This window comes from Bordetella sp. BOR01 (assembly GCF_019218885.1).
Classification (GTDB): Bacteria; Pseudomonadota; Gammaproteobacteria; order Burkholderiales; family Burkholderiaceae_B; genus Bordetella_A.
On sequence record NZ_JAHUWT010000005.1, the window covers coordinates 14189 to 37941 of the forward strand.

22 protein-coding genes are annotated in these 23753 nt (G+C 63.2%); 18 read left to right on the forward strand and 4 right to left on the reverse strand.

Translation table 11 applies throughout. The features are described from left to right. Positions 1-14: 14 nt before the first annotated feature. Positions 15-662 (reverse strand): histidine phosphatase family protein, encoded by a 648-nt coding sequence (locus tag KW845_RS25460; RefSeq protein ID WP_218372197.1) that lies wholly within the window; start codon positions 660-662, stop codon positions 15-17. 136 nt (positions 663-798) lie between these two features. Between KW845_RS25460 and KW845_RS25465 the strand changes: the two genes are divergently transcribed. From KW845_RS25465 to KW845_RS25475, 3 genes are all read left to right on the forward strand, one after another. Next, entirely contained in the window at positions 799-2121 is a 1323-nt protein-coding gene (locus tag KW845_RS25465; protein WP_218372198.1) for a solute carrier family 23 protein, read from the forward strand. 424 nt (positions 2122-2545) lie between these two features. Then, positions 2546-3022 carry a transcription elongation factor GreA gene (greA, locus tag KW845_RS25470; RefSeq protein WP_218372199.1) on the forward strand — a complete coding sequence of 159 codons (477 nt, stop codon included), beginning with the start codon at positions 2546-2548 and terminating at the stop codon, positions 3020-3022. A gap of 32 nt (positions 3023-3054) precedes the next feature. After that, on the forward strand, positions 3055-3492 hold the full coding sequence (locus KW845_RS25475) for a DUF4149 domain-containing protein (RefSeq protein WP_218372200.1): 438 nt from the start codon (positions 3055-3057) through the stop codon (positions 3490-3492). On the opposite strand, the gene KW845_RS25480 is transcribed toward KW845_RS25475, so the two are convergent. Continuing rightward, positions 3441-4058, reverse strand: a complete 618-nt coding sequence (locus KW845_RS25480; protein ID WP_218372201.1) for a YhbY family RNA-binding protein — start codon at positions 4056-4058, stop codon at positions 3441-3443. The two genes, KW845_RS25475 and KW845_RS25480, sit on opposite strands and share 52 nt — an antisense overlap. An 18-nt stretch (positions 4059-4076) precedes the next feature. On the opposite strand from KW845_RS25480, the gene KW845_RS25485 reads away from it, so the two are divergent. From KW845_RS25485 to glmM, 4 genes are all read left to right on the forward strand, one after another. Continuing rightward, entirely contained in the window at positions 4077-4712 is a 636-nt protein-coding gene (locus KW845_RS25485) for an RlmE family RNA methyltransferase (RefSeq protein ID WP_218372202.1), read from the forward strand. 204 nt (positions 4713-4916) lie between these two features. Then, positions 4917-6803: an ATP-dependent zinc metalloprotease FtsH gene (gene ftsH, locus KW845_RS25490; RefSeq protein WP_218372203.1), complete on the forward strand. Its 1887-nt coding sequence runs from the start codon at positions 4917-4919 to the stop codon at positions 6801-6803. An 18-nt stretch (positions 6804-6821) separates the two neighbouring features. Further along, positions 6822-7664, forward strand: a complete 843-nt coding sequence (gene folP, locus KW845_RS25495; protein WP_218372204.1) for a dihydropteroate synthase — start codon at positions 6822-6824, stop codon at positions 7662-7664. Then, a complete protein-coding gene (gene glmM / locus KW845_RS25500; RefSeq protein WP_218372205.1) occupies positions 7661-9004 on the forward strand; it encodes a phosphoglucosamine mutase in 1344 nt (447 codons plus the stop codon). The genes folP and glmM overlap by 4 nt, the downstream gene beginning before the upstream one ends. A gap of 74 nt (positions 9005-9078) precedes the next feature. Here glmM and KW845_RS25505 read toward each other — a convergent pair whose 3' ends face one another. Next, complete coding sequence (locus KW845_RS25505) at positions 9079-10005, reverse strand: LysR family transcriptional regulator (protein WP_218372206.1); 927 nt, start codon at positions 10003-10005, stop codon at positions 9079-9081. Positions 10006-10159: 154 nt separating this feature from the next. Between KW845_RS25505 and KW845_RS25510 the strand changes: the two genes are divergently transcribed. From KW845_RS25510 to KW845_RS25530, 5 genes are all read left to right on the forward strand, one after another. Continuing rightward, entirely contained in the window at positions 10160-11215 is a 1056-nt protein-coding gene (locus KW845_RS25510; RefSeq protein ID WP_218372207.1) for a tripartite tricarboxylate transporter substrate binding protein, read from the forward strand. A 36-nt stretch (positions 11216-11251) separates the two neighbouring features. Further along, on the forward strand, positions 11252-11998 hold the full coding sequence (locus KW845_RS25515) for an HpcH/HpaI aldolase/citrate lyase family protein (protein WP_218372208.1): 747 nt from the start codon (positions 11252-11254) through the stop codon (positions 11996-11998). Next, on the forward strand, positions 11967-13289 hold the full coding sequence (locus KW845_RS25520) for an aconitase family protein (RefSeq protein ID WP_218372209.1): 1323 nt from the start codon (positions 11967-11969) through the stop codon (positions 13287-13289). The genes KW845_RS25515 and KW845_RS25520 overlap by 32 nt, the downstream gene beginning before the upstream one ends. Then, a complete protein-coding gene (locus tag KW845_RS25525) occupies positions 13261-13833 on the forward strand; it encodes a hypothetical protein (RefSeq protein WP_218372210.1) in 573 nt (190 codons plus the stop codon). Before KW845_RS25520 ends, KW845_RS25525 begins: the two co-directional genes overlap by 29 nt. A gap of 286 nt (positions 13834-14119) precedes the next feature. After that, on the forward strand, positions 14120-14923 hold the full coding sequence (locus tag KW845_RS25530) for a GNAT family N-acetyltransferase (RefSeq protein ID WP_218372211.1): 804 nt from the start codon (positions 14120-14122) through the stop codon (positions 14921-14923). 65 nt (positions 14924-14988) lie between these two features. Here KW845_RS25530 and ppx read toward each other — a convergent pair whose 3' ends face one another. Further along, positions 14989-16476 (reverse strand): exopolyphosphatase, encoded by a 1488-nt coding sequence (gene ppx, locus KW845_RS25535; RefSeq protein ID WP_218372212.1) that lies wholly within the window; start codon positions 16474-16476, stop codon positions 14989-14991. Between the two features lie 178 nt (positions 16477-16654). On the opposite strand from ppx, the gene ppk1 reads away from it, so the two are divergent. From ppk1 to KW845_RS25565, 6 genes are all read left to right on the forward strand, one after another. Next, entirely contained in the window at positions 16655-18727 is a 2073-nt protein-coding gene (gene ppk1 / locus KW845_RS25540; protein WP_218372213.1) for a polyphosphate kinase 1, read from the forward strand. 143 nt (positions 18728-18870) lie between these two features. Continuing rightward, positions 18871-19911, forward strand: a complete 1041-nt coding sequence (gene pstS, locus KW845_RS25545; protein WP_218372214.1) for a phosphate ABC transporter substrate-binding protein PstS — start codon at positions 18871-18873, stop codon at positions 19909-19911. Positions 19912-20013: 102 nt separating this feature from the next. Beyond that, positions 20014-21030 (forward strand): phosphate ABC transporter permease subunit PstC, encoded by a 1017-nt coding sequence (gene pstC / locus KW845_RS25550; RefSeq protein WP_218372215.1) that lies wholly within the window; start codon positions 20014-20016, stop codon positions 21028-21030. 19 nt (positions 21031-21049) lie between these two features. After that, positions 21050-21907 (forward strand): phosphate ABC transporter permease PstA, encoded by an 858-nt coding sequence (gene pstA / locus KW845_RS25555; protein ID WP_218372216.1) that lies wholly within the window; start codon positions 21050-21052, stop codon positions 21905-21907. Positions 21908-21948: 41 nt separating this feature from the next. Continuing rightward, positions 21949-22737, forward strand: a complete 789-nt coding sequence (pstB, locus tag KW845_RS25560) for a phosphate ABC transporter ATP-binding protein PstB (protein ID WP_218372217.1) — start codon at positions 21949-21951, stop codon at positions 22735-22737. A gap of 201 nt (positions 22738-22938) precedes the next feature. After that, positions 22939-23682, forward strand: a complete 744-nt coding sequence (locus tag KW845_RS25565) for an IclR family transcriptional regulator (RefSeq protein WP_218372218.1) — start codon at positions 22939-22941, stop codon at positions 23680-23682. Positions 23683-23753: the final 71 nt, after the last annotated feature.

The following is a 23753-nucleotide window of genomic DNA, read 5'->3' on the forward strand; positions in this document are numbered from 1 at the left end:
GCCCTGAACAGGTCCTAGGGCACCACCACGTCGTCGCCAGCCTGGACGGCGATGTGCTCCACATCGCCCCAGCCCAGCACTTGCCATTGCCGCCGTTCGGCAGCCACCCGGTTGATGCTGGCGTTGAGCAGCGCCGCCTGGCGCGGCAATTCCAGGCCCACCCCTGACGCATGCCGCCAGATGATGTCCAGCACGCCGCCATGCGTCACCGCCAGCACGCGTTCGCCCGCGTGCCGCTCTGCCAGGTCTTCGATGGTGGCGACCACGCGCGCATGGAACTGCCCCAGCGATTCTCCGCCTTCTATCGGCCGCAAGGGATCGCGGCTTTTCCAGGCGGCGGCCGCCTCGGGGGCCAGTTCATCGATGCGATCCCAGGCCAGGCCTTCCAGCACGCCGAAGCCGCGTTCGCGGATGCCCGGCTCGATGCGCACGCGCAGTCCCAGTTGTTCCGAAATGGGGGCAGCGGTGTGGTGCGCCCGCTGCAGGTCGCTGCTGTACAGGGCACTGAAGGGCCGGGTGGCCGCCTCGTCGCGCACCCGCGCGGCCAGCCGCGCGGCTTGCGCTCGGCCGGTGTCGTTCAGGGCGGTGTCCTGCCAGCCCTGCAGGCGGCGATCGAAGTTCCAGGCCGTCTCGCCATGGCGGATAAACCAGATTTCAGTCATGCGTGTTCCATTCCGTGTGCAGCCGAGAGCTTACCAGTGGCGCCCGCCCAGGGCAGCACCGTATTGCCGGGCGGACCGCTCGCCCCTACACTTGCGCCCGCCATCCGATAATTCCTGTCCTATCACCGGGGATCCCATGTCCAACTCTTATTTCCCACGCTGGAAGCTGGCCGACGAAACGACGCCGGGCGCCATCATCGCGCCCGACGAACGCCTGTCGTGGCCCAAGAACGTCGCCATGGGCGCCCAGCACGTGGTCGCCATGTTCGGCTCTACCGTGCTGGCCCCGCTGATCATGGGATTCGACCCCAACGTCGCCATCCTGATGTCGGGCATCGGCACGCTGATCTTCTTCCTGTTCGTGGGCGGACGCGTGCCCAGTTACCTGGGCTCCAGCTTCGCCTTCATCGGCGGGGTGGTGGCGGTTACCGGCTACGCCGGCGCGGGGCCCAATGCCAACATCGGTGTGGCGCTGGGCGCCATCATTGCCTGCGGCCTGGCCTATACCCTGATCGGCCTGGTGGTGTGGTTCGCCAATGCGCGCGCCGGCGGCGGCGCCAACTGGATCGAGGCCTTGATGCCGCCGGTCGTCACGGGGGCGGTCGTGGCCGTCATCGGGCTGAACCTGGCCCCCATCGCCGCCAAGGGGGCCATGGGCGGCTCGGGCTTCGATGCCACCATGGCCATCGTCACCATCCTGTGCGTGGGCGGCATCGCCGTCTACACGCGCGGCACGGTGCAGCGCCTGCTGATCCTGGTGGGCCTGCTGCTGGCCTGCGTCATCTACGCCATTTGCGCCAACGGCCTGGGGTTGGGCAAGCCCATCGACTTCTCGGGCGTGCTCGCGGCACCCTGGCTGGGCTTGCCGCAATTCGCCGCCCCGGTGTTCCAGGCCGAGGCCATGGGCTTGATCGTGCCGGTGGCCATCATCCTGGTAGCCGAGAACCTGGGCCACATCAAGGCCGTCAGCGCCATGACCGGCCAGAACCTCGACCGCTACCTGGGCCGGGCCTTCGTGGGCGACGGCGTGGCCACCATGGTGTCGGGGGCGGTGGGCGGCACGGGCGTCACCACCTATGCCGAGAACATCGGCGTCATGGCCGTCACCCGCATCTATTCCACCCTGGTCTTCGTGGTGGCGGCCGTGATCGCCGTCGTGCTGGGCTTTTCGCCCAAGTTCGGAGCGCTGATCCAGACCATACCCGGCCCGGTGCTGGGCGGCATGTCGGTCGTGGTGTTCGGACTGATCGCCGTGGCGGGGGCCCGCATCTGGGTGGTGAACCAGGTGGACTTCAGCAACAACCGCAACCTGATCGTCGCCGCCGTCACCTTGGTGCTGGGCGCGGGCGACTTCACCGTGAAGCTGGGCAATTTCACGCTGGGCGGCATCGGCACCGCGACGTTTGGCGCCATCATCCTGTACGCGCTGCTGCAGCACAGCGGACGGCGCGTGGTCTAGAAGAAAAGGGCGCCGGCCGCATTCCCGGTGCCCGCCGCGCGGATTGTGTGGGTCGAGGGCGTCCCTTTTTTTCAAACCTCGGCATTATGCACTTTACTGCGCCTAACTGCCCCCAATTGACGGTTTCCTGAATGGCTTGCAATTCCTTCCGATTTTGACCACAATGGAATCTTGCTTGCCCCGGTTCCGACCCGAGCCGGGGTTTTGTTTTGGTCGCAGCCTTGCCGATGTCACGGGCAAGGGCCGATCAGAGCGGATGGTCGGGAACCACTGATATCGGGTCCGACACGGTTCCCGCCTGTTCGTCCCCACGCACGTTCCACCGGCTTGTCCCGCTAAGGCGGCGCAGGCCACAAGCCTGACTGCGACTTTTCACCGAAACGCTCCATTCGGGGCGTTTTCTACTTTTTGTTTGGGAAACGACATGTCTGCCATTCCTTTGACCGCGCGCGGGGCCGAGCGTCTGCAAGCCGAGCTGCATCGGCTGAAAACCATCGAGCGCCCCGCAGTGATCAACGCCATCGCCGAGGCACGTGCCCAGGGTGATCTGTCGGAAAATGCCGAGTACGATGCCGCCCGTGAACGCCAGGGCTTCATCGAAGGCCGCATTTCCGAGCTCGAGGGCACGCTTTCCAACGCGCATATCATCGACCCCTCCGCGCTCGAGGCCGACGGCCGTGCCGTATTCGGCGCCACCGTCGAAATCGCCGACCTCGATTCGGGCGACCGCCTGTCGTACCAGATCGTGGGCGACGTCGAAGCCGACATCAAGTCCAACCTGATCTCGGTATCAAGCCCCGTGGCGCGCGCCCTGATCGGCAAGTCCGAAGGCGACGTGGTTGAAGTCAAGGCGCCGTCGGGCGTGCGCGAATACGAAGTGCTCGGCGTCCGTTACATCTGAACTGGCGCCGCCGCCCCCCGGGAACACCGACGATGCCCAACCTTGCCCGTATCCTCGTCCGCCTGATCGTGGCGGTGTGGTGCGGTGCGCTATGGAGCATCGGCGCGCTTGTCGCGCCCACCTTGTTTTCCATGCTGGATGCCGCCGACGCGGCCAAGGTCGCCGCTTTACTGTTCCGGGTGCTCGCCGTGGGCGGGCTGGGGGGCGCGGTATTTTTACTGATTCTGGACCGCCTGGCGCATGGCCAGGCGTTGCAAGGCCCCGGGCGCCGCACCGTCCTGCTGATGGCGGTGGGCACAGGCATCGGGTATTTCGGGTTGAAAACCCTGGCGGACCACGGGCGCGCGTTGGCGGCGGCCGGGCAGGCGGTGCCGGCCTGGGCCGATCCAAGCCTGCTGCACAACGTTTCCGGCGGTATTTACTTCTTGGTGGCCTTGGCGGCCCTGCGGCTGGTTGCCGCGGTGCGCTGAACGCCGCTGCGGGCGCCCGCGCGCAGGCTCAGCGCGCTGCCGGCGCGGCGCGGAATGCCATGCGGTGCCGCGGCGGCTTTCTTGGTACCGGGGCGCAAGGGGCGGCCAGCCTTGTTCAGGGTGCCGCGGGCATACGGGTCGACCGGGTCGGCAGCCATTTTCCGGGCAGGCGCCGGGCGCGGCTTGGCCAGGGTCTTGCCTTCGGCGGCAAGTTTCTTGGGCGTATGCGGCTCAGATGGCTTGCGGCGGGGCCGGGTGCCGTCGGCCGGGGCGACTGGTGCCGCGTTGCCCGGCAGCGGCCGGAACAGGATGAGCATTTTGCCCAGGTGGTGCACCGGCGCGCACGACAGCGTGTCGCAGATAGTGGCCAGCATGGCCTCGCGCTCGTCGCGGTCGTTGCCGCCGGCGCGCACCTTGATCAGCCCATGGGAAGCCAGGGCGCGGTCGATTTCTTTCAAGACCGCGTCGGTCAGCCCGTTGTCGCCGATCAGGACGACCGGGCGCAGCGGGTGGGCGGCCGAGCGCAATTCGCTGCGCTCGCGTGAGGTGAGTTCTAATATAGGCATGCGTGGAATTGTACGGTAATGGCCAAAAAGAAATTCTCTAAAGACTGGATCCACCAGCACATCAACGATCCCTATGTGAAGTTGGCGCAACAAAAGGGCTATCGGGCCCGCGCCGCCTTCAAGCTGCTCGAGATCCTCGATACCGAAAAGCTGATGCGCCGCGGCGATATCGTGGTCGACCTGGGGTCGACCCCGGGTAGCTGGTCGCAGGTGGCGCGCGAGCGGCTGGCGGGCCCCGGGGGAGCAATCGACGGCCGTGTCATCGCCCTGGACATGCTGCCCATGGAGCCCGTGGCCGGGGTCGAGTTCATCCTGGGCGACTTCCGCGACGACGCGGTTTTGCAACAGTTGCAAGAATTGGTGGGTGGCCAGCCGGTGGATCTTGTAATTTCCGACATGGCCCCCAACTTGTCCGGAGTCGGTGTCGCCGATTCGGCTCGCATCCAGCATGTTTGCGAGCTGGCCCTGGACTTCGCCTGCAACCATCTGAAGCCCGATGGGGTGCTGATCGTCAAGGCCTTCCACGGCAGCGGCTTCTCGCAAATCGTGCAGACCTTCAAGCAGCGCTTTAAAAGGGTGGTCGAACGCAAGCCGAAAGCATCGCGGGACAAATCCTCCGAGACCTTCCTGGTGGCGCGCGACCTGAAGTCCTGAACCCACCGCTGCAAACCGCTGCGGCCTGATCAACTCCACCCTGTCGAGGCGAGCCCACCCAGCCAGTCCGAATGTGTATCAGGCGCCCTTTGGGCGCCCAGACGGAATCTGCCCCGACAGGGTAGAATGAGCTATTGACATACTTGTGACTGTGCCATATGCGCGGGGCGGTCGCCGGTCGGAATCGAAAGCAGGAGATCGACCTTGAACAATTCATTTTCTAAAGTCGCGGTCTGGATGGTGATCGCGCTGGTCCTGTTCACGGTATTCAAACAGTTCGATGGGCGTGCACAGACGCAAGATGGCGTCAGCTACACCCAGTTCATGGAAGATGCCAAAGCAGGCCGTATTCGCAAGGTTGATGTGCAGGCCGACGTCCTGTATGTCACCCCCGATACCGGACGTTCTTACACCCTGACCTCGCCGGGCGACATCTGGATGGTGTCCGACCTGCTCAAGTATGGGGTCGATGTCTCGGGCAAGGCCCGCGAAGAGCCGTCGCTGCTCATGAGCATCTTCGTGTCGTGGTTCCCCATGTTGCTGCTGATCGGCGTGTGGGTGTTCTTCATGCGGCAGATGCAGGGCGGCGGGCGCGGGGGCGCATTCAGCTTCGGCAAGTCGCGTGCCCGCATGCTCGACGAAAACACCAACCAGATCACTTTTGCCGACGTGGCCGGCTGCGATGAAGCCAAGGAAGACGTCCAGGAACTGGTCGACTTCCTGCGCGACCCCAGCAAGTTCCAGAAGCTGGGCGGACGCATCCCGCGCGGCGTGCTGATGGTGGGCTCGCCCGGTACCGGCAAGACGCTGCTGGCCAAGGCCATCGCCGGCGAAGCCAAGGTGCCGTTCTTCAGCATTTCAGGTTCCGATTTCGTTGAAATGTTCGTGGGCGTGGGCGCGGCCCGCGTGCGCGACATGTTCGAGAACGCCAAGAAGCACGCCCCGTGCATCATCTTCATCGATGAAATCGACGCGGTCGGCCGCCAGCGCGGTGCCGGCCTGGGCGGTGGCAACGACGAACGCGAACAGACCCTGAACCAGATGCTGGTCGAAATGGACGGCTTCGAGTCCGGCCAGGGCGTTATCGTCATCGCCGCCACCAACCGTCCCGACGTGCTCGACCCGGCCCTGCTGCGTCCGGGCCGCTTCGACCGCCAGGTCGTGGTGCCGCTGCCCGATATCCGCGGCCGCGAACAGATCCTGCGCGTGCACATGCGCAAGGTGCCGCTGTCGCCCAACGTCGATGCCACCATCCTGGCGCGCGGCTGCCCCGGTTTCTCGGGCGCCGACCTGGCCAACCTGGTGAACGAAGCCGCGCTGTTCGCGGCGCGCCGCAACGGACGCACCGTCGATATGTCCGACTTCGAAAAGGCCAAGGACAAGATCATCATGGGCGCCGAGCGCCGCTCGATCGTCATGCCCGAAGAAGAACGCAGGAACACCGCCTACCACGAGTCCGGCCATGCCATCGTGGCGCGCATGCTGCCCAAGACCGATCCGGTGCACAAGGTCACCATCATCCCGCGTGGCCGCGCGCTGGGCGTGACCATGCAGTTGCCCGAAAGCGACCGCTACAGCATGGACAAGGATCGCCTGCTGAACACCATTGCAGTGCTGTTCGGTGGCCGTATCGCCGAAGAGCTCTTCATGAACCAGATGACCACCGGGGCCTCGAACGACTTCGAACGCGCCACGGCCATCGCCCGCGACATCGTCACCCGCTACGGCATGACCAGCGAACTGGGCCCCATGGTGTACGCCGAGAACGAAGGCGAGGTCTTCCTGGGCCGCAGCGTCACCAAGACCACCCACATGTCCGAAGCCACCATGCAGAAGGTGGACGCCGAGATCCGCCGCATCATCGACGAGCAGTACGGCGTGGCGCGCAAGATCCTGGAAGACAACCGCGACAAGGTCGAGATCATGACCCGCGCGCTGCTCGAGTGGGAAACCATCGACGCCGACCAGATCAACGACATTACCTCGGGCCGCCCGCCGCGTCCGCCCAAGACGCCGGAAGGGCCGTCCGACAGCGCCGACACCCCGCCCACGGGGCTGGCCACGGGCGGCAGCACGCCAGCGGCGGTCTAGAAGCACCGGTCTGCCTATATGGCCAACACCTTCCTGTGCGGGCGCTTCGAGTTCGACCTTGAGCGCCCGCTCGTGATGGGTATTGTCAACATCACGCCCGATTCGTTCTCCGACGGCGGCCAGCATGCCGATACCGAAGCGGCCGTGCGCCACGCGCACAGCCTGATAAGCGAAGGTGCGCACATCCTCGACCTGGGCGGCGAGTCCACCCGGCCGGGCGCCGACCCTGTGTCGGCGCACGACGAACTGGCGCGCCTGTTGCCCGTGATCGAGGCCCTGCGCGACTGCGGCGTGCCGCTGTCCATCGATACTTTCAAGCCCGATGTGATGCGCGCCGTGCTCGATGCCGGTGCCGACATGATCAACGACATCTACGGCTTTCGCCAGCCCGGGGCCATCGAGGCCGTGGCGCAGACCCGCTGCGGGCTGTGCGTCATGCACATGAAGGGCGAGCCCGGCACCATGCAGCAGGCCCCCGAATACGCCGACCTGCTGGGCGAGATCGGGGTCTTTCTCGGGGCGCGCGCCCAACGCTTGCGCGCCGCCTGGATCGACCCGCGCCGTATCGTGCTGGACCCCGGCTTCGGGTTTGGCAAGACCGCCGAGCACAATTACCAACTACTGCGCCGGCTATCCAGCCTGCGGGTATCCAGCTATCCCTTGCTGACCGGATTGTCGCGCAAGACCATGATAGGCGATGCCACCGGCAGGCCGGTGCCCGAGCGCCTGGCCGGCAGTGTCGCCGGCGCCCTGGCTTGCGTGGCGCGCGGCGCCTCTATCGTGCGCGTGCACGACGTAGCCGCCACCGTCGACGCCCTGAAGGTCTGGCAAGCAGCCGAACAAGGAGCCATACGAATATGACGCAACGCAAGTATTTCGGAACCGACGGGGTTCGAGGCGAGGTCGGCGGCGATGTCATCAACGCCGCTTTTGCTCTGCGCCTGGGCTATGCCGCCGGCCGCGTATTGGCCCGCGAGCATGCCGGGCGGGGCGGCAGCCGCCCGCAGGTCGTCATAGGCAAGGACACGCGCATTTCGGGCTACATGCTCGAATCCGCCCTGGAAGCCGGCCTGTCGGCCGCGGGCATCGATGTACTGCTGGCCGGCCCGGTGCCCACCCCGGCGGTGGCCTACCTGACGCGGGCGCTGCGGTTGGTGGCTGGTATTGTCATCAGCGCCTCGCACAATCCCTACCAGGACAACGGCATCAAGTTCTTTTCGGCCCAGGGCATGAAGCTGCCCGACAACATCGAGGCCGACATCGAGGCTGCCCTTGACGAGCCGCTGGGATGCGTCGATTCTGCCGCATTGGGGCGTGCGCGCCGCATGCAGGATTCCCAGGGTCGCTACATCGAATTCTGCAAAAGCACCTTTCCCAACGATCTCGACCTGAATGGCGTCAAGATTGTCGTGGACGCCGCCCATGGCGCTGCCTACAACGTGGCCCCGCATGTGTTCCGCGAATTGGGGGCTGATGTCCATGCCATCGGCGTGGCGCCCGACGGCTTCAATATCAACGAAGGGGTGGGTGCGCTGCACCCCGAATCGCTGGCGCAAACCGTGCAGGCGCGCGGCGCCCACCTGGGCATTGCCCTGGACGGCGACGCCGACCGCCTGCAGATGGTCGATGGCGCCGGCCGCATCTACAACGGCGACGAACTGCTGTATGCCATCGTGCGTGAGCGCATGAGCCACACGAAGGTGGCGGGCGTGGTCGGCACCCTGATGACCAACTATGGCTTCGAATTGCAGATGCAGCGCCTGGGCGTGGGTTTCGAGCGCGCCAATGTGGGCGACCGCTATGTGCTCGAGCAGATGCAGGCGCGCGGCTGGCTGTATGGCGGCGAAAGCTCCGGGCACCTGCTGTGCCTGGATTGCCACACCACCGGCGACGGTATCATTGCGGCCCTGCAAGTGCTGACCGCGCTGCGCCGCAGCAACCAGACGCTGTCCGAGTGGCTGGGCGACCTGCGCATGTACCCCCAGAAAATGATCAACGTGCCTTTGGCGCCGGGCATCAACTGGAAATCTCACGCCGGCCTGGCCGCGGCCAAGGCTGCCGTCGAGGCCGAACTGGCAGGCCGGGGCCGGGTGCTGATCCGGGCCTCGGGCACCGAGCCCAAGCTGCGCCTGATGGTCGAGGCCGAAGAGGCCGGCCTGGCGGCGTCTTGTGCCGAAAAGCTGGCGGCCAGCCTGGCCTGACCCCTGAAACCCTTCGTAAGAGCCGGACTTTGCGTCCGGCTTTTTTATGGGTGCGCGATGTCGTTACGGCAAGTTCAAATCAATAGCCCTGCGACTTGTGACTTCAGCACTCCGATGGTAGCGCTCATGGTGTGTGTAATCGGCCGGCTGGGAGCTGTTGCTACCACAAAACGCGCTGCGATTTCGGGCGCTTCAAGGCGGCGCTCGCTGAATGCGCCGGTGACGATTTCCTTGGTCAGGCCCAGACGCGGTAGCAGGGTTGCCACCTTGCCCATCGCGACCAATTCCTTTGTGAGTTGAATATCGTCTACTTCGTAGACAATGTTCAGGGCGATATTGTTCTTGGTCGCGGCAAGATCAATATGGCGGCGCAGGCCGTGCTCCCGTGTAGGTATGACCAACGGAATTGAGCGCACATCCTCGAAGCGGATGGCCTGTTCGGTACTGTCCTGCAGAAACTCCGACTCGGCTCGACACGCGAATACGACACGCGTTGCGCCCAGTGGCTCAAAGACAAGCTGGGATGTAAGGCCAACCTCGTTGAGAATGGCAATATCAATCCGTCCTTGCATTAGCCATTCATATTGATAGCGGGAATACGCTGCAACCAGATTGACCCGCACGTCTGGAAAGCACTGCCGCATCTCTGCAAGGAAGTTGGCGCCGATGGCGCTCATCAGCATCGGAGACAACGCCAGAGACACTTGGCCGCTGGGCCGCGCACTGCAATCCGCGATGCTGTTGATCGCCAACGCAAGCTCAGCCACGATGGGCCGTGCAGTCTCCAGCAAAGTCTGACCCGCGGGCGTGGCCACCACGCCGCGGCCATGTCGATATAAAAGCCTGGCCCCGCAAATACTTTCCAATTCTTTGATGCGGCGGCTTACGACGGATTGCGGCAGCCCAAGCATGCTGGCAGCCGCGGAAAGCCCACCTGAGTCAGCGACCATGAAGAATGTCTTGAGAAGATTTGTATCCACGACCTCGGCCAGGTTCGTCAACTGCCGGCAATGATTCTAGCAGCCAGAGGGCGTATCCAATTAACAGGAAATCTAGGGTTTTCTCGTGGTGGGCATTAAAAAACGATAGCTGATATCGCTTTTCAGGGCTTTTTCTGCCAATGGCCGGCTCTTAGACTGGCTCACGAATATCGCTATGCCCACGATGCCGCTTCGAAGCAGCGAAGCTGCATTTTCGGAACCCGGCCCGCTTGGTGCCCGACAACTCTATAACCAAAACATCATGAGAAGACAAATCATTGCCTGTCACCTCGCAGCCCTGCTGCTTCCCTTGCAGGTGTCTGCACAGGCTTATCCAGTGAAGCCGATACGCATAATCGTCAGCAACTCACCTGGCTCGGCTGCGGATCAGCTTGCTCGCGTTGTTGCAATCCTCCTGACCGACTCGTTCAAGCAACCCGTGATCATCGAAAACAAGCCTGGTGCCAACGGCAATATCGGCATGGATGCCGTGGCCAAGGCCGCGCCTGATGGCTACACGTTGGGGTTATCCGCGCCCAGCACGATGACCATCAACCCATTTGTTTATCAAAAGATGCCTTTTGATCCGGCGAAAGATCTGATACCCATCACTCAGTTGACATCGATTCCTTTTGTGCTGGTGGCTAATCCGAAACTCGGTGTGAAGACGGTGAGCGAATTGATCTCCTATGGAAAGCGCAAGGAGGACGGCCTGAATTTCAGTTCCGCTGGCGTGGGAAACCTGGGCCATTTGTCCGGTGAGCTGCTCGGTATGCAAACCAGCATGAAGCTGTTGCATATCCCTAATAAGGGCGATGCGCCCGCGCTGATGGACGTGATGGGCGGACAAACAGATTTTATGTTTGTCCCGCTTCCCGCTGCTTCCGAACAAATACGCAACGGCAAACTTGCGCTTCTTGCCGTGGCCGGAGCCAAGCGTGATCCTGGATTCCCCGACACGCCCACGTTGGCACAGGCTGGTATAGGCGGGGTTGTGGTGGAAGGTTGGACCGGCTTGGTGGCAGCTGCCGGCACGCCTGCCAAGATTGTCGAACAGATCCAGGCCGCATTGGCTGATCGCTTGCAGGCCCCGGAAATCAGGCAGCAAATCTTGAATCAGGGATCGTATGTTGTTGCCAGCGACCCGGCCGCCTTTCGGAGTTTCGTTACCGCTGAGTCGGATAAATGGTCTCACGTCGTTCAAGCATCCGGTGTGCAACTCAACCATTGAACATTGTGTATTTCAGTCTCTCGATAGGACGAAAACTTGATTACGCCAAATAAGGTAAAGGCGGCATTGCGTGATGGTACGCAGGCCTATGGATTCATTCTCACCATTCCGTCTGCCGAAATGGTGGAGATTCTGGGACGTACGGGCCTGGACTACGTGCAAATCGATGGCGAACATGGCCTCTTCGATATGACGGATATCGAGCGCATCTGTCGCGCCGCAGACCTGGTTGGGATGACGCCGATTGCGCGAGTTCCTGATTTGTCTGCCATCACCATAAACACTTTTCTGGATCGTGGATTACGCGGTATTGTCGGGCCGCATATTTCCTCGAAAGCGGATGCCGAACAGTTGGTGCGCGCCTGCTACTTCGGTCCGATAGGCCAACGGTCGTTCGGTGATGGCCGCGGCGTGCATTATGCGGCGTACAAGTCGGACTTGCGCAGCTATTACGAACAGACCAATCGGGAAACGCTGGTCGGTGCCATGCTGGAAGACCGGCACGCTGTCGATAATCTGGATGACATCCTCTCGGTGCCGGGTATCGACTTCTTCTACATCGGCATGAATGATTTCTCGCAAGGTCTGGGCTACCCCGGCCAGCCAAGGCATCCGGAGGTCATCCGCATACGCAACGAAACAGTGGCGCGGATCCACGCGGCCGGGCGCATGCTCCGAGAGGACTTCATGGTGGAAATTCGCACCAATGAGCTGCTTGTGAATGGCGTCAGCGCCATCACTGAGCAACGCGATGAACGACGTGGCGCCATTGGCGTGCAGTGAACGAGGAAGCGCAATGGGAATGACAGGATTCGAGAAAATCGTGGCCCGCGCCAGCGGTGTTTCGCATGTGCAGCCAGGCGATGTAGTGTATCCCGTGGCAGACCTTGCCTTCCTGCACGATGGACAGGTCGAGGCAAGCAGGCGCGACCTGGACGACATCGGGATCGACCGGCTGTGGGACCCTTCGCGCGTAGTCTTTGTCACTGACCACGAAGTCGTATACGGGACGCCACGCGCCGCATTGCGCGGACAGCGTATACGCGAGACGGCTCGCGCATGGAAAATCGATCACTTCTACGATGTCGGGCAAGGTGGGCATGGCCATATATTCCCGCTCGAAAGGGGAATGGTCGGCCCCGGCATGTTCATCTTCGCCAATGACATGCACTGTACGAACTTCGGTGCGGTCGGCGCAGTCGGTTTGCGGGCTGGCGGCGAAATCATCAGTGTGCTGGTAAAAGGCTCTCTTTGGGTGAAAGTGCCGGCCACGATCAAAGTCATGCTGCGCGGCAAACTGCAGCAAGGCGTGCTCGGGCGTGACCTGGGTGCCCGCCTGGCACGCGATCTCGCCACCCGCAGATTCGGCGTAGACGCGACCTACCGCGTTGTAGAGCTGGACGGCGACCTGGATCAGTTCGATCGTGCCGCGCGTGTTGCCCTGTGCAATGCGCCCACAGAGGTAGGCGCGGCGAGCGTATTCATCGCGCCCTCCAAGGCGATCCTTGCACAGGCCAATCAGGCTGGAAACCGCACTTTCGAGCCGATGTATAGCGATCCGGACGCTGTGTACGAAGCCCACGGCGAAATCGACTTGAGCGCTCTGGAGCCTCAAGTCGCACTGCCAGGTGGCCCCGAAAAGGCGGTCGATATCTCGGATGTGGTGGGGGTGCCCATTCAGCATGCCTTCATCGGCGCATGCGGCTCTGGCATGTATGAAGATCTCGAACTTGCCGCCGACGTGTTGCGCGGGCGGAAAGTGGCACAAGGAACCCGACTCTTCATCGTTCCTGGCTCGGTCGACTCTGCGCGGCGCATGGGTGTCGAAGGCCTTCTGGCCGTTTTTCAGAACGCTGGCGCCATTGTCTTGCCGTCTGGCTGTGGCCCGTGCGCGGGCGGTTCTATGGCTCCTCTGACATCCGGCGAGACATCGATTTCAACGGCGGCCACCAACGGCGCGGGGCGAATGGGGGCCAAGGACGCATCTATCTACCTTGGCAGTCCGGCCACCGTTGCGGCCTCCGCCGTCGCTGGCTACATTGCCGATGCCCGCCAATTTGACCAAACTCGATAGAGAGAAGGAAATGCCAGATACGCAATGGCGGCTGAATGGCCGCTGCTTCAAGTTCGGAGATGACCTTGCCCACGACGGTGCGATGATGCCGTTCAAATATGTCATCGAGCGGGTTTACGATGCGGCAGAACTGGTCCCGCATTTGTTCGAAGAAGTGGATACCTCGCTGAGCGCCCAGTTCAAGCCCGGCGACATCCTTGTCGCTGGAAAGAATTTTGGCAAGGGAAAACCCCATGTACAAGCCTACATCGCACTACGCGCCCTGGGCGTGGGGGTCGTCTGCGAATCCATGCCATTTCTCTCGTATCGTGCCGCCATCGGCCGGGGCCTGCTGTTTCTGACCGACTGCACCGGAGCGTCGACGCTGGTCGAACAAGGGGACCATCTCGAGGTAGATTTCAGCACCGGGGAATTTCATAATCACACCCAGCGTATCGAACGACAGTTTCCTCCGCTACCGGCGGCACTGAAAGAGATGGTTGAACTCGGGGGCATCAATGGCGTGTTGCAGAAATGGTGGGAGGCCAATGGCAAGGCGGCATGAAACCCGGGCATCGACGGGAAATCGCATCCTTGCCTGGCGCATCTTCGCTGAAAAATTTGAGGTCGGCTTGATCTGACCCCGAAATCCGATTGGTTATATGGGCCGGCCCCGCAGGGGCCGGCTTTTTCTTGCCTCAAAATCGTTCTGCAATGATTTGTTTAGAACCAATTTGAAGTAAATCGAAGCTTTCTCGTTCGGCGTAAACTTCATGGTCATGTCACATTTCCGTCAGATGTCTGACACATCCGGTCTCCACACTGTCCTCACATTCTAGGAGTTCCGCGTAATGCTCGAATTAGCACGCATCGATCCTCGGCAGAATGGCGCCGAGCCCTGGGCCAGCCCCGCGTCGCGGGTTCTGGTGGTGGGGCTTGCGTGCACCCCTGACGAGGTCGAGCAGATCCAGCGCCTGCGTTACAAGGTGTTCACCGAAGATATGGGGGTGGTTTTCCCCGACGCACACGACGGCATCGAGCAAGACCGCTACGACCCCTGGTGCGAGCATCTGATGGTGCGCGAGCTCGATTCCGGGCGGGTGGTGGGCACCTACCGGATCATGACCCCCGAAAAGGCGCGCCAGGCGGGCGGCTATTACTCCGAGTCCGAATTCGACCTGTCCGGGCTGGACGCGCTGCGCGGCCAACTGGTCGAAGTGGGCCGCTCCTGCACCCACGCCGATCATCGCAGCGGCGTGGCCATCATGTTGCTGTGGTCCGGGCTGGCCGAATTCATGCGCCGCGGCGGGTACCGTTACATGTTGGGCTGCGCCAGCGTCAGCCTGCGCGACGATGGCGTCACCGCCGCCGAGGTCTGGCGCAATGTTGCCAGCCATCTGCAAGATCCCCGGTTGCCCCGGATCGAGCCCTTGCACCGCTATCCGGTCGAGCGCCTGGACAGCGTCCTGCCGGCCCGCGTGCCCCCGCTGATCAAGGGCTACCTGAAGCTGGGCGCGCGCATCTGCGGCGAGCCGGCCTGGGACCCGGATTTCAACACGGCCGACTTTCCGGTGCTGCTGGACATGGCCTGCATGGACGATCGCTACCGGCGCCATTTCGGGCTGGAGCCCGCCACCGCATCCGAGGTGGCCTGACCGTGCGCCGGTTGCTCAGACGATTGAGCATCCGGTTGATCTGTCGAGCCACCCGCCCATTGCGGCTAGAACTCAAGCAGCTCGAAAGAGAAACCGACTTTTCGCCATTCTGATTCTTCGGCGCGCAGGGTGAAGTCGCTGAGCGGGTGCTTGGCCAGCCAGGCCCGATCCACGCGTACCACGATCGAATCGCCGCGCACCGACACCGTGAGCGGCATTTGCGCGATGTCGACGCGGCGGCGCAGCAACAGCACCGCCAGCCTCAGGCACAGAATGGCCACCCATTGGCTGCGGTCGCGCACCAGCGGTTCCAACTTGCCCAGCTTGCCCTGGTGGCCCAGTGCCAGCAAGGCCAGCAGTTGCTGGTCGGCCCGCGAAAACCCCGGCATGTCGGCGTTGCCCAGCACGTAGGCGGTGTGCTTGTGGTATGCGTTGTGGGCGATCGACAGGCCCATTTCGTGCAGGTCGCCCGCCCAGCCCAGCGCATTGCGCAGTTCGCTGCGGCCTTCGTCGGCCGGGTAGATCGAATCGAACAGAGTCAGCGCCGCCTGGCGCACCCGCTGCGCCTGGTTGGTGTCGATGTGGTAGCGCTTCATGAACTGCTGCACCGACTCGTCGCGCTTGTCGTGCGCGGCGTCGCGGCCCAGCAGGTCGTACAGCACCCCCAGCCGCAGGGCGCCGTCGCCGGTATGCATGACTTCGATGCCCAGTTCGTCGAACAGCGCGCTCATGATGGCCAGGCCGCCCGGCAGCACGTCGGCGCGTTCCAGCTTGATGCCGGGCAATTCTTGCGGGATGACCCGGCCCGACCGGATGATGCGGTCTTTCAGGCGGTTCAGGCCGGCCCGCGTGATGCCGTTGTCGGAAAAGCCGCATTCGGTCAGGATGGCGTATAGCGCCTTGGCGGTGCCTGACGAGCCATAGGCTTCTTTCCAGCCCGTCTTGCGGTACTGCTTGGCGATCACTTCGATTTCGCGCCGCGCCGTCAGTTCGGCCTGTTTCATCTGGTGGGCGTCGACCACGCCGTCGGGGAAGAACTGCCGGCTATAGCTGACACAGCCCATGTACAGCGATGACATCAGGCCGGGCTCGAAGCCTTTGCCGATGATGACCTCGGTGGATCCGCCGCCGATATCGATCACCAGGCGCTTGTTGGGCGAGAGGGGCAGCGTATGCACGACCCCGGAAAAAATAAGCCGGGCCTCTTCGCGCCCGGCAATCACTTCAATGGGGAAACCCAGCGCCGCTTCGGCGCGGGGCAGGAATTCGGGCGTATTGCGGGCCACCCGGAAAGTGTTGGTGGCCACCGCCCGCACCCGGCTGGGGTGGAAGCTGTGCAGCCGTTCGCCAAAGCGTTCCAGCACTGCCACGGCGCGCTCTACCGAGGGCTCGCCCAGCCGCTTGTCGTGATCCAGCCCGGCGGCCAGCCGGACGGTCTCTTTCAGGCGATCTATCTGGTAGATCTGCGCCCCGCCTTCTTGCTGGACGACCCGCCCGATAGAGAGACGAAAGCTGTTTGAGCCGAGGTCTACGGCGGCCAGAAGTTGATCCATGCGGCATGTCGGTAAGACTGTAAGTGGCCCGATTATAGAGAACCGATATGACAGCGCTTTGCCGGGCTGCCTCATTCCCCCTCTTTTGGCGTACGCTAGGGGGTTGCGCTGCAATGTCATGGAACCGTCACGTAACTGCAGTAAAACCAGGACTTTGTCCCTTTGCATGGAATCCGGTATGTCGACTCGTCCGTCCGCTGAGCCTCCGTTCTTGAACCGTGAGCTTTCGCTGCTGAAATTCAATGAACGGGTTCTGGCGATGGCGGAAAACCCCCAGGTGCCATTGCTTGAACGCTTGCGATACGTTTGTATCGTCAGTTCCAACCTGGACGAGTTCTTTGAAATCCGCATTTCCAGCCTGAAAGAGCAGCAACGGCAGAATCCGGGGCTGGTGGGGGCCGACGGACGCACGGCGGCCGAGGCCTTCGAGCGCGTACAGCAGAAGGTGCATACCCTGGTCGACCGCCAGTACGCCTTGCTGAACGACGATATCCTGCCGCGCCTGGACGCCGAGGGTATCGCGCTGCACCATGCTTCCGAATGGAACGCCGAGCAGCAGCAATGGGCGCACAACGTGTTCAATCGCGACGTCATGCCGCTTTTGACGCCCATCGGGCTGGATCCTGCCCATCCGTTTCCGCGCGTCTACAACAAAAGCCTGAATTTCATCGTGGCCCTGTCGGGGGCCGACGCCTTCGGCCGCCAGGCCTCGATTGCCGTGGTGCAGGCGCCGCGCGCCTTGCCCCGGCTGATCAAGATGCCACCCGAAATCTCGGGCCAGCCCGAAGGCTACATTCTGCTGACCTCGCTGCTGCGAGCCTTCGTGGGCGAGCTGTTTCCCGGCCTGGAGATGCTGGGCTGCTACCAGTGGCGGGTCACGCGCAACAGCGACCTGTTCGTCGACGAAGAAGAAGTCACCAATCTGCGCCACGCCTTGCAGGGCGAGCTGTCGCAGCGCAACTTCGGCGCGGCCGTGCGCCTGGAAGTCGACCGCCTGACCCCCCCCGACCTGGAAGCCTATCTGCAGCGCGAGTTCTCGCTGACCGCCGAAGACACCTATCGCGTCAATGGTCCGGTGAACCTGTCGCGCCTGATGCAGCTTTGCAATGCCGGCACGCGCCCCGACCTGTTGTTTCCGGAATACCACGGCAGCGTGCCGGCGCCGCTCGACCGCTTGGCCGGCAAACCGGCCGAGCTGTTCGCGGCGGTGGCGCAGGCCGACCAACTGCTGCACCATCCGTACCAGTCGTTCCAGCCCGTCATCGATTTCCTGACGGCAGCGGCCCTGGATCCGGACGTGATGGCCATCAAGCAGACCATCTATCGCACCGGCGAAGACTCCGAGCTGATGCAGATATTGCTGGCTGCCGCCCGCGCCGGCAAAGAAGTGACCGTGGTGGTCGAATTGATGGCCCGCTTCGACGAGCAAACGAACATCAACTGGGCGGCCCGCCTGGAAGAAGTGGGCGCGCACGTGGTGTACGGCGTCGTGGCCCACAAGACGCACGCCAAGATGGCCCTGGTATTGCGCCGCGAAAAGGGCCGGCTGCGCCGCTATGCTCACCTGGGCACCGGCAACTACCACCCGCGCACCGCCCGGCTGTATACCGACTTCGGCCTGCTTACGGCCGATCCACGGCTGTGCGAGGACATGGACAAGGTATTCACCCAGCTTACCGGCCTGGGTGCGCGGCGCACCCTGAAGGCCCTGCTGCAGTCGCCCTTTACCCTGCACGAGACCATGGTGGCGCTGATCCGGGCCGAAGCCCGGGCCGCCAAGGCCGGGCGCAAGGCACGCATCATGGCCAAGATGAATTCGCTGCTCGAAGACCAGATCATCACCGAGCTGTACAAGGCCAGCCAGGCCGGGGTGAAGATCGACCTGGTGGTGCGCGGCGTATGCGCCTTGCGGGCCGGGGTGCCCGGATTGTCAGACAATATCCGGGTGCGCTCGATCGTGGGGCGCTTCCTGGAACACTCGCGGGTGTTCTATTTCCACGCCGATGGCGAGGAAACCGTGTATTTGTCTTCGGCCGACTGGATGGACCGCAACTTTTTCCGCCGGGTCGAGGTGGCTTTCCCAGTGTTCGACAAGGCGCTCAAGAAGCGGGTCATCGACGAGGCCTTCACCTATGCCCTGCGTGACAACCAGCTGGCCTGGCAGCAGCAGCCCGACGGTTCGTACGTGCGGGTGCGCACCCGGCGCGCGCCCTTCGACCTGCACGATTTCCTGATGGAGCGCCTGGGCTAGGGGTAAACAGGCCCTGGCGTCCCGGCCGCGTATGTGACTGTCACGGTCTTGTCATGTTGCGCTTCTAAGATTCGTTACGTCGATGATCAGACGGGCGCTGTCAGCCCGCCACGACTTCCTCAACGAGCACAGAAGGAACCCGAATGTTCAACCGTGTCTTCAAGCAAATTTCCATCGGCGTCGCCCTCAGCGGCGCCGTCTTCGCCGTGCAGGCCGCCAATATCACCGGCGCCGGCGCTTCGTTCCCGTACCCGGTCTACGCCAAGTGGGCGTCCGACTACAAGGCTGCCTCCAACAACGCTGTCAACTACCAGTCCATTGGTTCGGGCGGCGGCCAGCAACAGATCAAGGCCAAGACGGTCGACTTCGGCGCGTCCGACGACCCCTTGAAGGCCGATGACCTGGAAAAGAGCGGCCTGCTGCAGTTCCCGGCCGTGATCGGCGGCACCGTGCCGGTGATCAACGTCGAAGGCATCAAGCCGGGCCAACTGAAGCTGTCCGGCCCCCTGCTGGCCGATATCTTCCTGGGCAAGGTCAAGAAATGGGACGATGACGCGATCAAGGCGCTGAACCCCGATACCAAGCTGCCTTCGGCCGACATCATCGTGGTGCACCGCTCCGACGGTTCGGGCACGACCTTCGGCTGGACCAACTACCTGTCGAAAGTCTCGCCCGAATGGAAAGAAAAAGTGGGCGAGGGCAAGGCCGTGAAGTGGCCCACCGGCCAGGGCGGCAAGGGTAATGAAGGCGTGGCTGCCTACGTCGGCCAGCTGAAGAACTCGATCGGCTACGTCGAATACGCCTACGCCAAGCAGAACAATCTGTCCTGGACCCAGTTGCAGAACAAGGACGGCCAGTTCGTGCAGCCCGAGCAGTCGGCCTTTGCCGCCGCTGCCGCCAATGCCGACTGGAAGAGCGCGCCCGGCATGGGCGTGGTGCTGACCAACGAGCCCGGTGCCGAATCGTGGCCCGTGACCGCCGCCACCTTCATCCTGGTGCACAAGGTGCAGGACAAGCCCGAGCAAGGCCGCGCCGTGCTGGAATTCTTCGACTGGGCCTTCAAGAATGGCAACAAGTCGGCCGAAGCGCTGGACTACGTGCCTTTGCCCGACTCGGTGACGGCTGAAATCCGTGCCGCCTGGGGCGAAATCAAGAGCGCCGACGGCAAGCCGGTCTGGAAGTAAACGCAGTCTGCTGTCACGCGGCGCGCGGGCCCCAGGGCCTGCGCGCCAAGCTGCGCCGCCCCGCGCATGCCTCCCGAAGCGCATACCAAGGAAAGTCCATCCATGAGCGCGGTAATGGATAATACGGTGTTGCTACCGTCCCGCGAGACGGATTCCGTCACCACCGGCACGCCCTCGCCTATGAAGCAAAGCAAAAACGCGCTAATGGATGCGCTGTTCAAGAACCTGACCCGGCTGTTCGCCTTCCTGGTGTTCATCTTGCTGGCGGCCATCATGGTGTCGCTGATCTACGGCAGCCGCGAGACCCTGGCCAAGTACGGCCTTTCGTTCCTGTGGACGAACGACTGGGACCCGGTCCAGCAGAATTTCGGCGCGGTGGTGCCAATCGTGGGCACGCTGCTGACCTCGGCCATTGCGCTGATCATCGCCGTGCCCGTTTCGTTCGGCATCGCCATCTTCCTGACCGAACTGTCGCCCGCCTGGTTGCGCCGCCCGCTGGGCACCGCCGTCGAGATGCTGGCGGCCATCCCCAGCATCATCTACGGCATGTGGGGCCTGTTCGTCTTCGTGCCCATCTTCCAGGAATACATACAACCGGGGCTGATCGCCACGCTGGGCGGCCTGCCGCTGATCGGCGGCATCTTCGCCGGCCCGCCGTTCGGCATCGGCATCTTCACCGCGGGCCTGATCCTGTCCATCATGATCATCCCGTTCATCGCCGCCGTGATGCGCGACGTATTCGAACTGGTCCCGCCGATGCTGAAAGAATCGGCCTACGGCCTGGGCGGCACCACCTGGGAAGTCATGTGGCGCGTGGTATTGCCCTTCACCAAGTCGGGCGTCATCGGCGGCATCATGCTGGGCCTGGGCCGCGCCCTGGGCGAAACGATGGCGGTCACCTTCGTCATCGGCAACGCCTTCCGCTGGCCCGAGTCGCTGTTCTCGCCGGGCAACTCCATCGCCTCGGCGCTGGCCAACGAATTCAACGAGGCCGGCGGCCTGCAGAAATCGGCGCTGCTCGAACTGGGCCTGATCCTGTTCCTGATCACCACTGTGGTGCTGGCGCTTTCCAAGGTGCTGCTGTTGCGCCTGTCCGCGGCGGAAGGCAAGCAAACCTGAACCGGCACCGGGAAAAGACATGGCTGAATCTGTACTGAATATGAAGAACGGCGTTTATCGCCGGCGCCACCTGGTCAACAAGGTGATGCTGGCGGTCTCGCTGGCCGCGCTGTTGTTCGGGTTGTTCTGGCTGTTCTGGATCATCTTGACCCTGCTGTTCAAGGGCGCGCCGGCCCTGTCGCTGACGCTGTTCACCGAAATCACCCCGCCGCCGGGCCAGCAGGGCGGCTTGATCAACGCCATCATCGGCAGCTTGCTGATGGCCGGCGTGGGCACCCTGATCGGCACGCCGGTGGGCATCCTGGCCGGCACCTACCTGGCCGAATACGGCCAGCGCGGCTGGCTGGCTCCGGCCACGCGCTTCCTGAACGACGTGCTGCTGTCGGCACCGTCCATCATCATCGGCCTGTTCATCTATGCGGTGTACGTGGCGCAGGTGGGACACTATTCGGGCTGGGCCGGCGCGCTGGCGCTGGCGATACTGGTGGTTCCGGTGGTGGTGCGCACCACCGACAACATGCTGATGCTGGTGCCCAACAGCCTGCGCGAGGCAACCGCGGCGCTGGGCTGCCCCAAGTGGCGCATGATCACCCTGGTGTGCTACCGCGCTGCCAAGACGGGCATCATCACCGGCATCCTGCTGGCCATCGCCCGCATCTCGGGCGAAACCGCGCCGCTGCTGTTTACCGCGCTGTCGAACCAGTTCATGTCGCTGAACATGAACCAGCCCATGGCCAACCTGCCGGTGGTCATCTACCAATACGCCGCCAGCCCGTTCCAGGACTGGAACGACCTGGCCTGGGCCGGCGCCACCCTGATCACCCTGCTGGTGCTGGGGATCAACATCGTGGCCCGCAACCTGTTCCGCAAATCGTGATCGCATGCCGGCGCCTGTGCGCGCCGGCCTCAGGAAGATAAATGGAAAACACCGTTACCGCTACGGCTACCGCCACCAAGGCCAAGCTCGAAGTCAAGGACCTGAACTTCTACTACGGCAAGTTCCAGGCGATTCGCAACGTGAACATGTCGATCCGCGAGAACAAGGTCACGGCCTTCATCGGCCCCTCGGGCTGCGGCAAGTCGACGCTGCTGCGCACCTTCAACCGCATGTACGAGCTTTACCCTGGCCAGCGCGCCGAAGGCGAGATCATGCTCGACGGCGAGAACCTGCTGACATCCAAGACCGATATCTCGCTGATCCGCGCCAAGGTCGGCATGGTGTTCCAGAAGCCCACGCCGTTTCCCATGAGCATCTACGACAACATCGCCTTTGGCGTGCGCCTGTTCGAGCGCCTGTCCAAGGGTGAAATGGACGAGCGCGTGGAATGGGCGCTGTCGAAGGCCGCGCTGTGGAACGAAGTCAAAGACAAGCTGCACCAGAGCGGCAACAGCCTGTCGGGCGGACAGCAGCAGCGCCTGTGCATCGCGCGCGGCGTGGCCATCAAGCCCGAGGTGCTGCTGCTGGACGAGCCCTGCTCGGCGCTGGACCCGATTTCCACCGCCAAGATCGAAGAACTGATTGCCGAACTGAAGAACGACTACACCGTCGTCATCGTGACGCACAATATGCAGCAGGCGGCGCGGTGTTCCGACTACACCGCCTACATGTACCTGGGCGAACTGATGGAATTCGGCGAAACCGACCAGATCTTCGTGAAGCCGGCCCGCAAGGAAACCGAAGACTACATCACGGGGCGCTTCGGCTAGGCCAGGCGAACGCCTGGCGCCTGACACGCCCGTGCCGCGCGGGCTTTCCTGTCCCGCCCTGACGTCGGCCATGTGCCGGCGTTTTTTTGCCGGCCCACTACGCGGCCCACTGGCCCCTGCACGTCCAGAGAACCTGCATCGTTGACAGGGGCCGGACGCCTGCCTATATTGTTCATATATAAGTATTTATGGTTCACATATATGAACGATCAAGTGAAATCGGCTTCCCGCGTACTGGATATCCTGGAACTCTTTTCCAGCATCACCGACCCCATGGGGGTCAGCGATGTCGCCAAGCGCCTGAACCTGCCCAAGAGCAGCGCGCAAGCCTTGCTGCTGACCCTGGCCGCGCGCGGCTACCTGGTTCGACAGGGGGCCGACTACCTGCTGCCGCCCGAACTGAAGGGCGGGTGGGTCGGCGGGATGCGCACGCGCTTGCAGGGCATTGCGGGGCCGGTAATGGAACGCGCTGCGCAGGAAAGCGGCGAGTCCCTGTTCCTCGGCATGCTGGCCCCGACCGGCCAGGTGCAGTACCTGGCCAAGACAGTCAGCGCACAAGAGATTCGCTATGACGCGGCGCTGCAGCCCTTGCGGCCGGCCCATTGCACGTCGATGGGGCTGGTGATGCTGGCTTACGCGCCCGGCTACGAGCCCGGCGATACCGCCTTCCAGGCACATACCCCGCACACCATCACCGACCCGGCAAAGATCGCCCGGCTCTTGGCGGATGCCCGGCGCGACGGCTACGCCGAAGTCCTGGATGGCCACGTGGAAGGCGCCTCTGGCGTCTCGGCGCCGATTTTCGACTCAGGAGAAGCCGTGGTGGCGGCGCTGAACATAGGCGCTCCAACCTGGCGCTACGAGCGCAATCGCAAGCTCTTGATCGATATCGTCTGCCGCGAGGCCCGGGCCGTCACGGCCTTGCTGCGCGGCACGGCAGCCTGATCCTGTTGAAGGCAGGCGGGTTGCGCAGCCCGCCTGCGACGTAGTTCATTCGCGGCGCTAACTTGAAGGAG

Coding starts and splice junctions, on each gene's coding strand:
- KW845_RS25565 (WP_218372218.1), top strand. CDS start 22,939: ATGAACGATCAAGTGAAATCGGCTTCCCGCGTACTGGATATCCTGGAA.
- KW845_RS25530 (WP_218372211.1), top strand. CDS start 14,120: ATGCTCGAATTAGCACGCATCGATCCTCGGCAGAATGGCGCCGAGCCC.
- folP (WP_218372204.1), top strand. CDS start 6,822: ATGGCCAACACCTTCCTGTGCGGGCGCTTCGAGTTCGACCTTGAGCGC.
- KW845_RS25525 (WP_218372210.1), top strand. CDS start 13,261: ATGCCCGCCAATTTGACCAAACTCGATAGAGAGAAGGAAATGCCAGAT.
- KW845_RS25460 (WP_218372197.1), bottom strand. CDS start 662: ATGACTGAAATCTGGTTTATCCGCCATGGCGAGACGGCCTGGAACTTC.
- KW845_RS25520 (WP_218372209.1), top strand. CDS start 11,967: ATGAACGACGTGGCGCCATTGGCGTGCAGTGAACGAGGAAGCGCAATG.
- ppk1 (WP_218372213.1), top strand. CDS start 16,655: ATGTCGACTCGTCCGTCCGCTGAGCCTCCGTTCTTGAACCGTGAGCTT.
- KW845_RS25465 (WP_218372198.1), top strand. CDS start 799: ATGTCCAACTCTTATTTCCCACGCTGGAAGCTGGCCGACGAAACGACG.
- KW845_RS25480 (WP_218372201.1), bottom strand. CDS start 4,058: ATGCCTATATTAGAACTCACCTCACGCGAGCGCAGCGAATTGCGCTCG.
- KW845_RS25475 (WP_218372200.1), top strand. CDS start 3,055: ATGCCCAACCTTGCCCGTATCCTCGTCCGCCTGATCGTGGCGGTGTGG.
- pstA (WP_218372216.1), top strand. CDS start 21,050: ATGGCTGAATCTGTACTGAATATGAAGAACGGCGTTTATCGCCGGCGC.
- pstB (WP_218372217.1), top strand. CDS start 21,949: ATGGAAAACACCGTTACCGCTACGGCTACCGCCACCAAGGCCAAGCTC.
- greA (WP_218372199.1), top strand. CDS start 2,546: ATGTCTGCCATTCCTTTGACCGCGCGCGGGGCCGAGCGTCTGCAAGCC.
- glmM (WP_218372205.1), top strand. CDS start 7,661: ATGACGCAACGCAAGTATTTCGGAACCGACGGGGTTCGAGGCGAGGTC.
- KW845_RS25485 (WP_218372202.1), top strand. CDS start 4,077: ATGGCCAAAAAGAAATTCTCTAAAGACTGGATCCACCAGCACATCAAC.
- pstS (WP_218372214.1), top strand. CDS start 18,871: ATGTTCAACCGTGTCTTCAAGCAAATTTCCATCGGCGTCGCCCTCAGC.
- pstC (WP_218372215.1), top strand. CDS start 20,014: ATGAGCGCGGTAATGGATAATACGGTGTTGCTACCGTCCCGCGAGACG.
- ppx (WP_218372212.1), bottom strand. CDS start 16,476: ATGGATCAACTTCTGGCCGCCGTAGACCTCGGCTCAAACAGCTTTCGT.
- KW845_RS25510 (WP_218372207.1), top strand. CDS start 10,160: ATGCCCACGATGCCGCTTCGAAGCAGCGAAGCTGCATTTTCGGAACCC.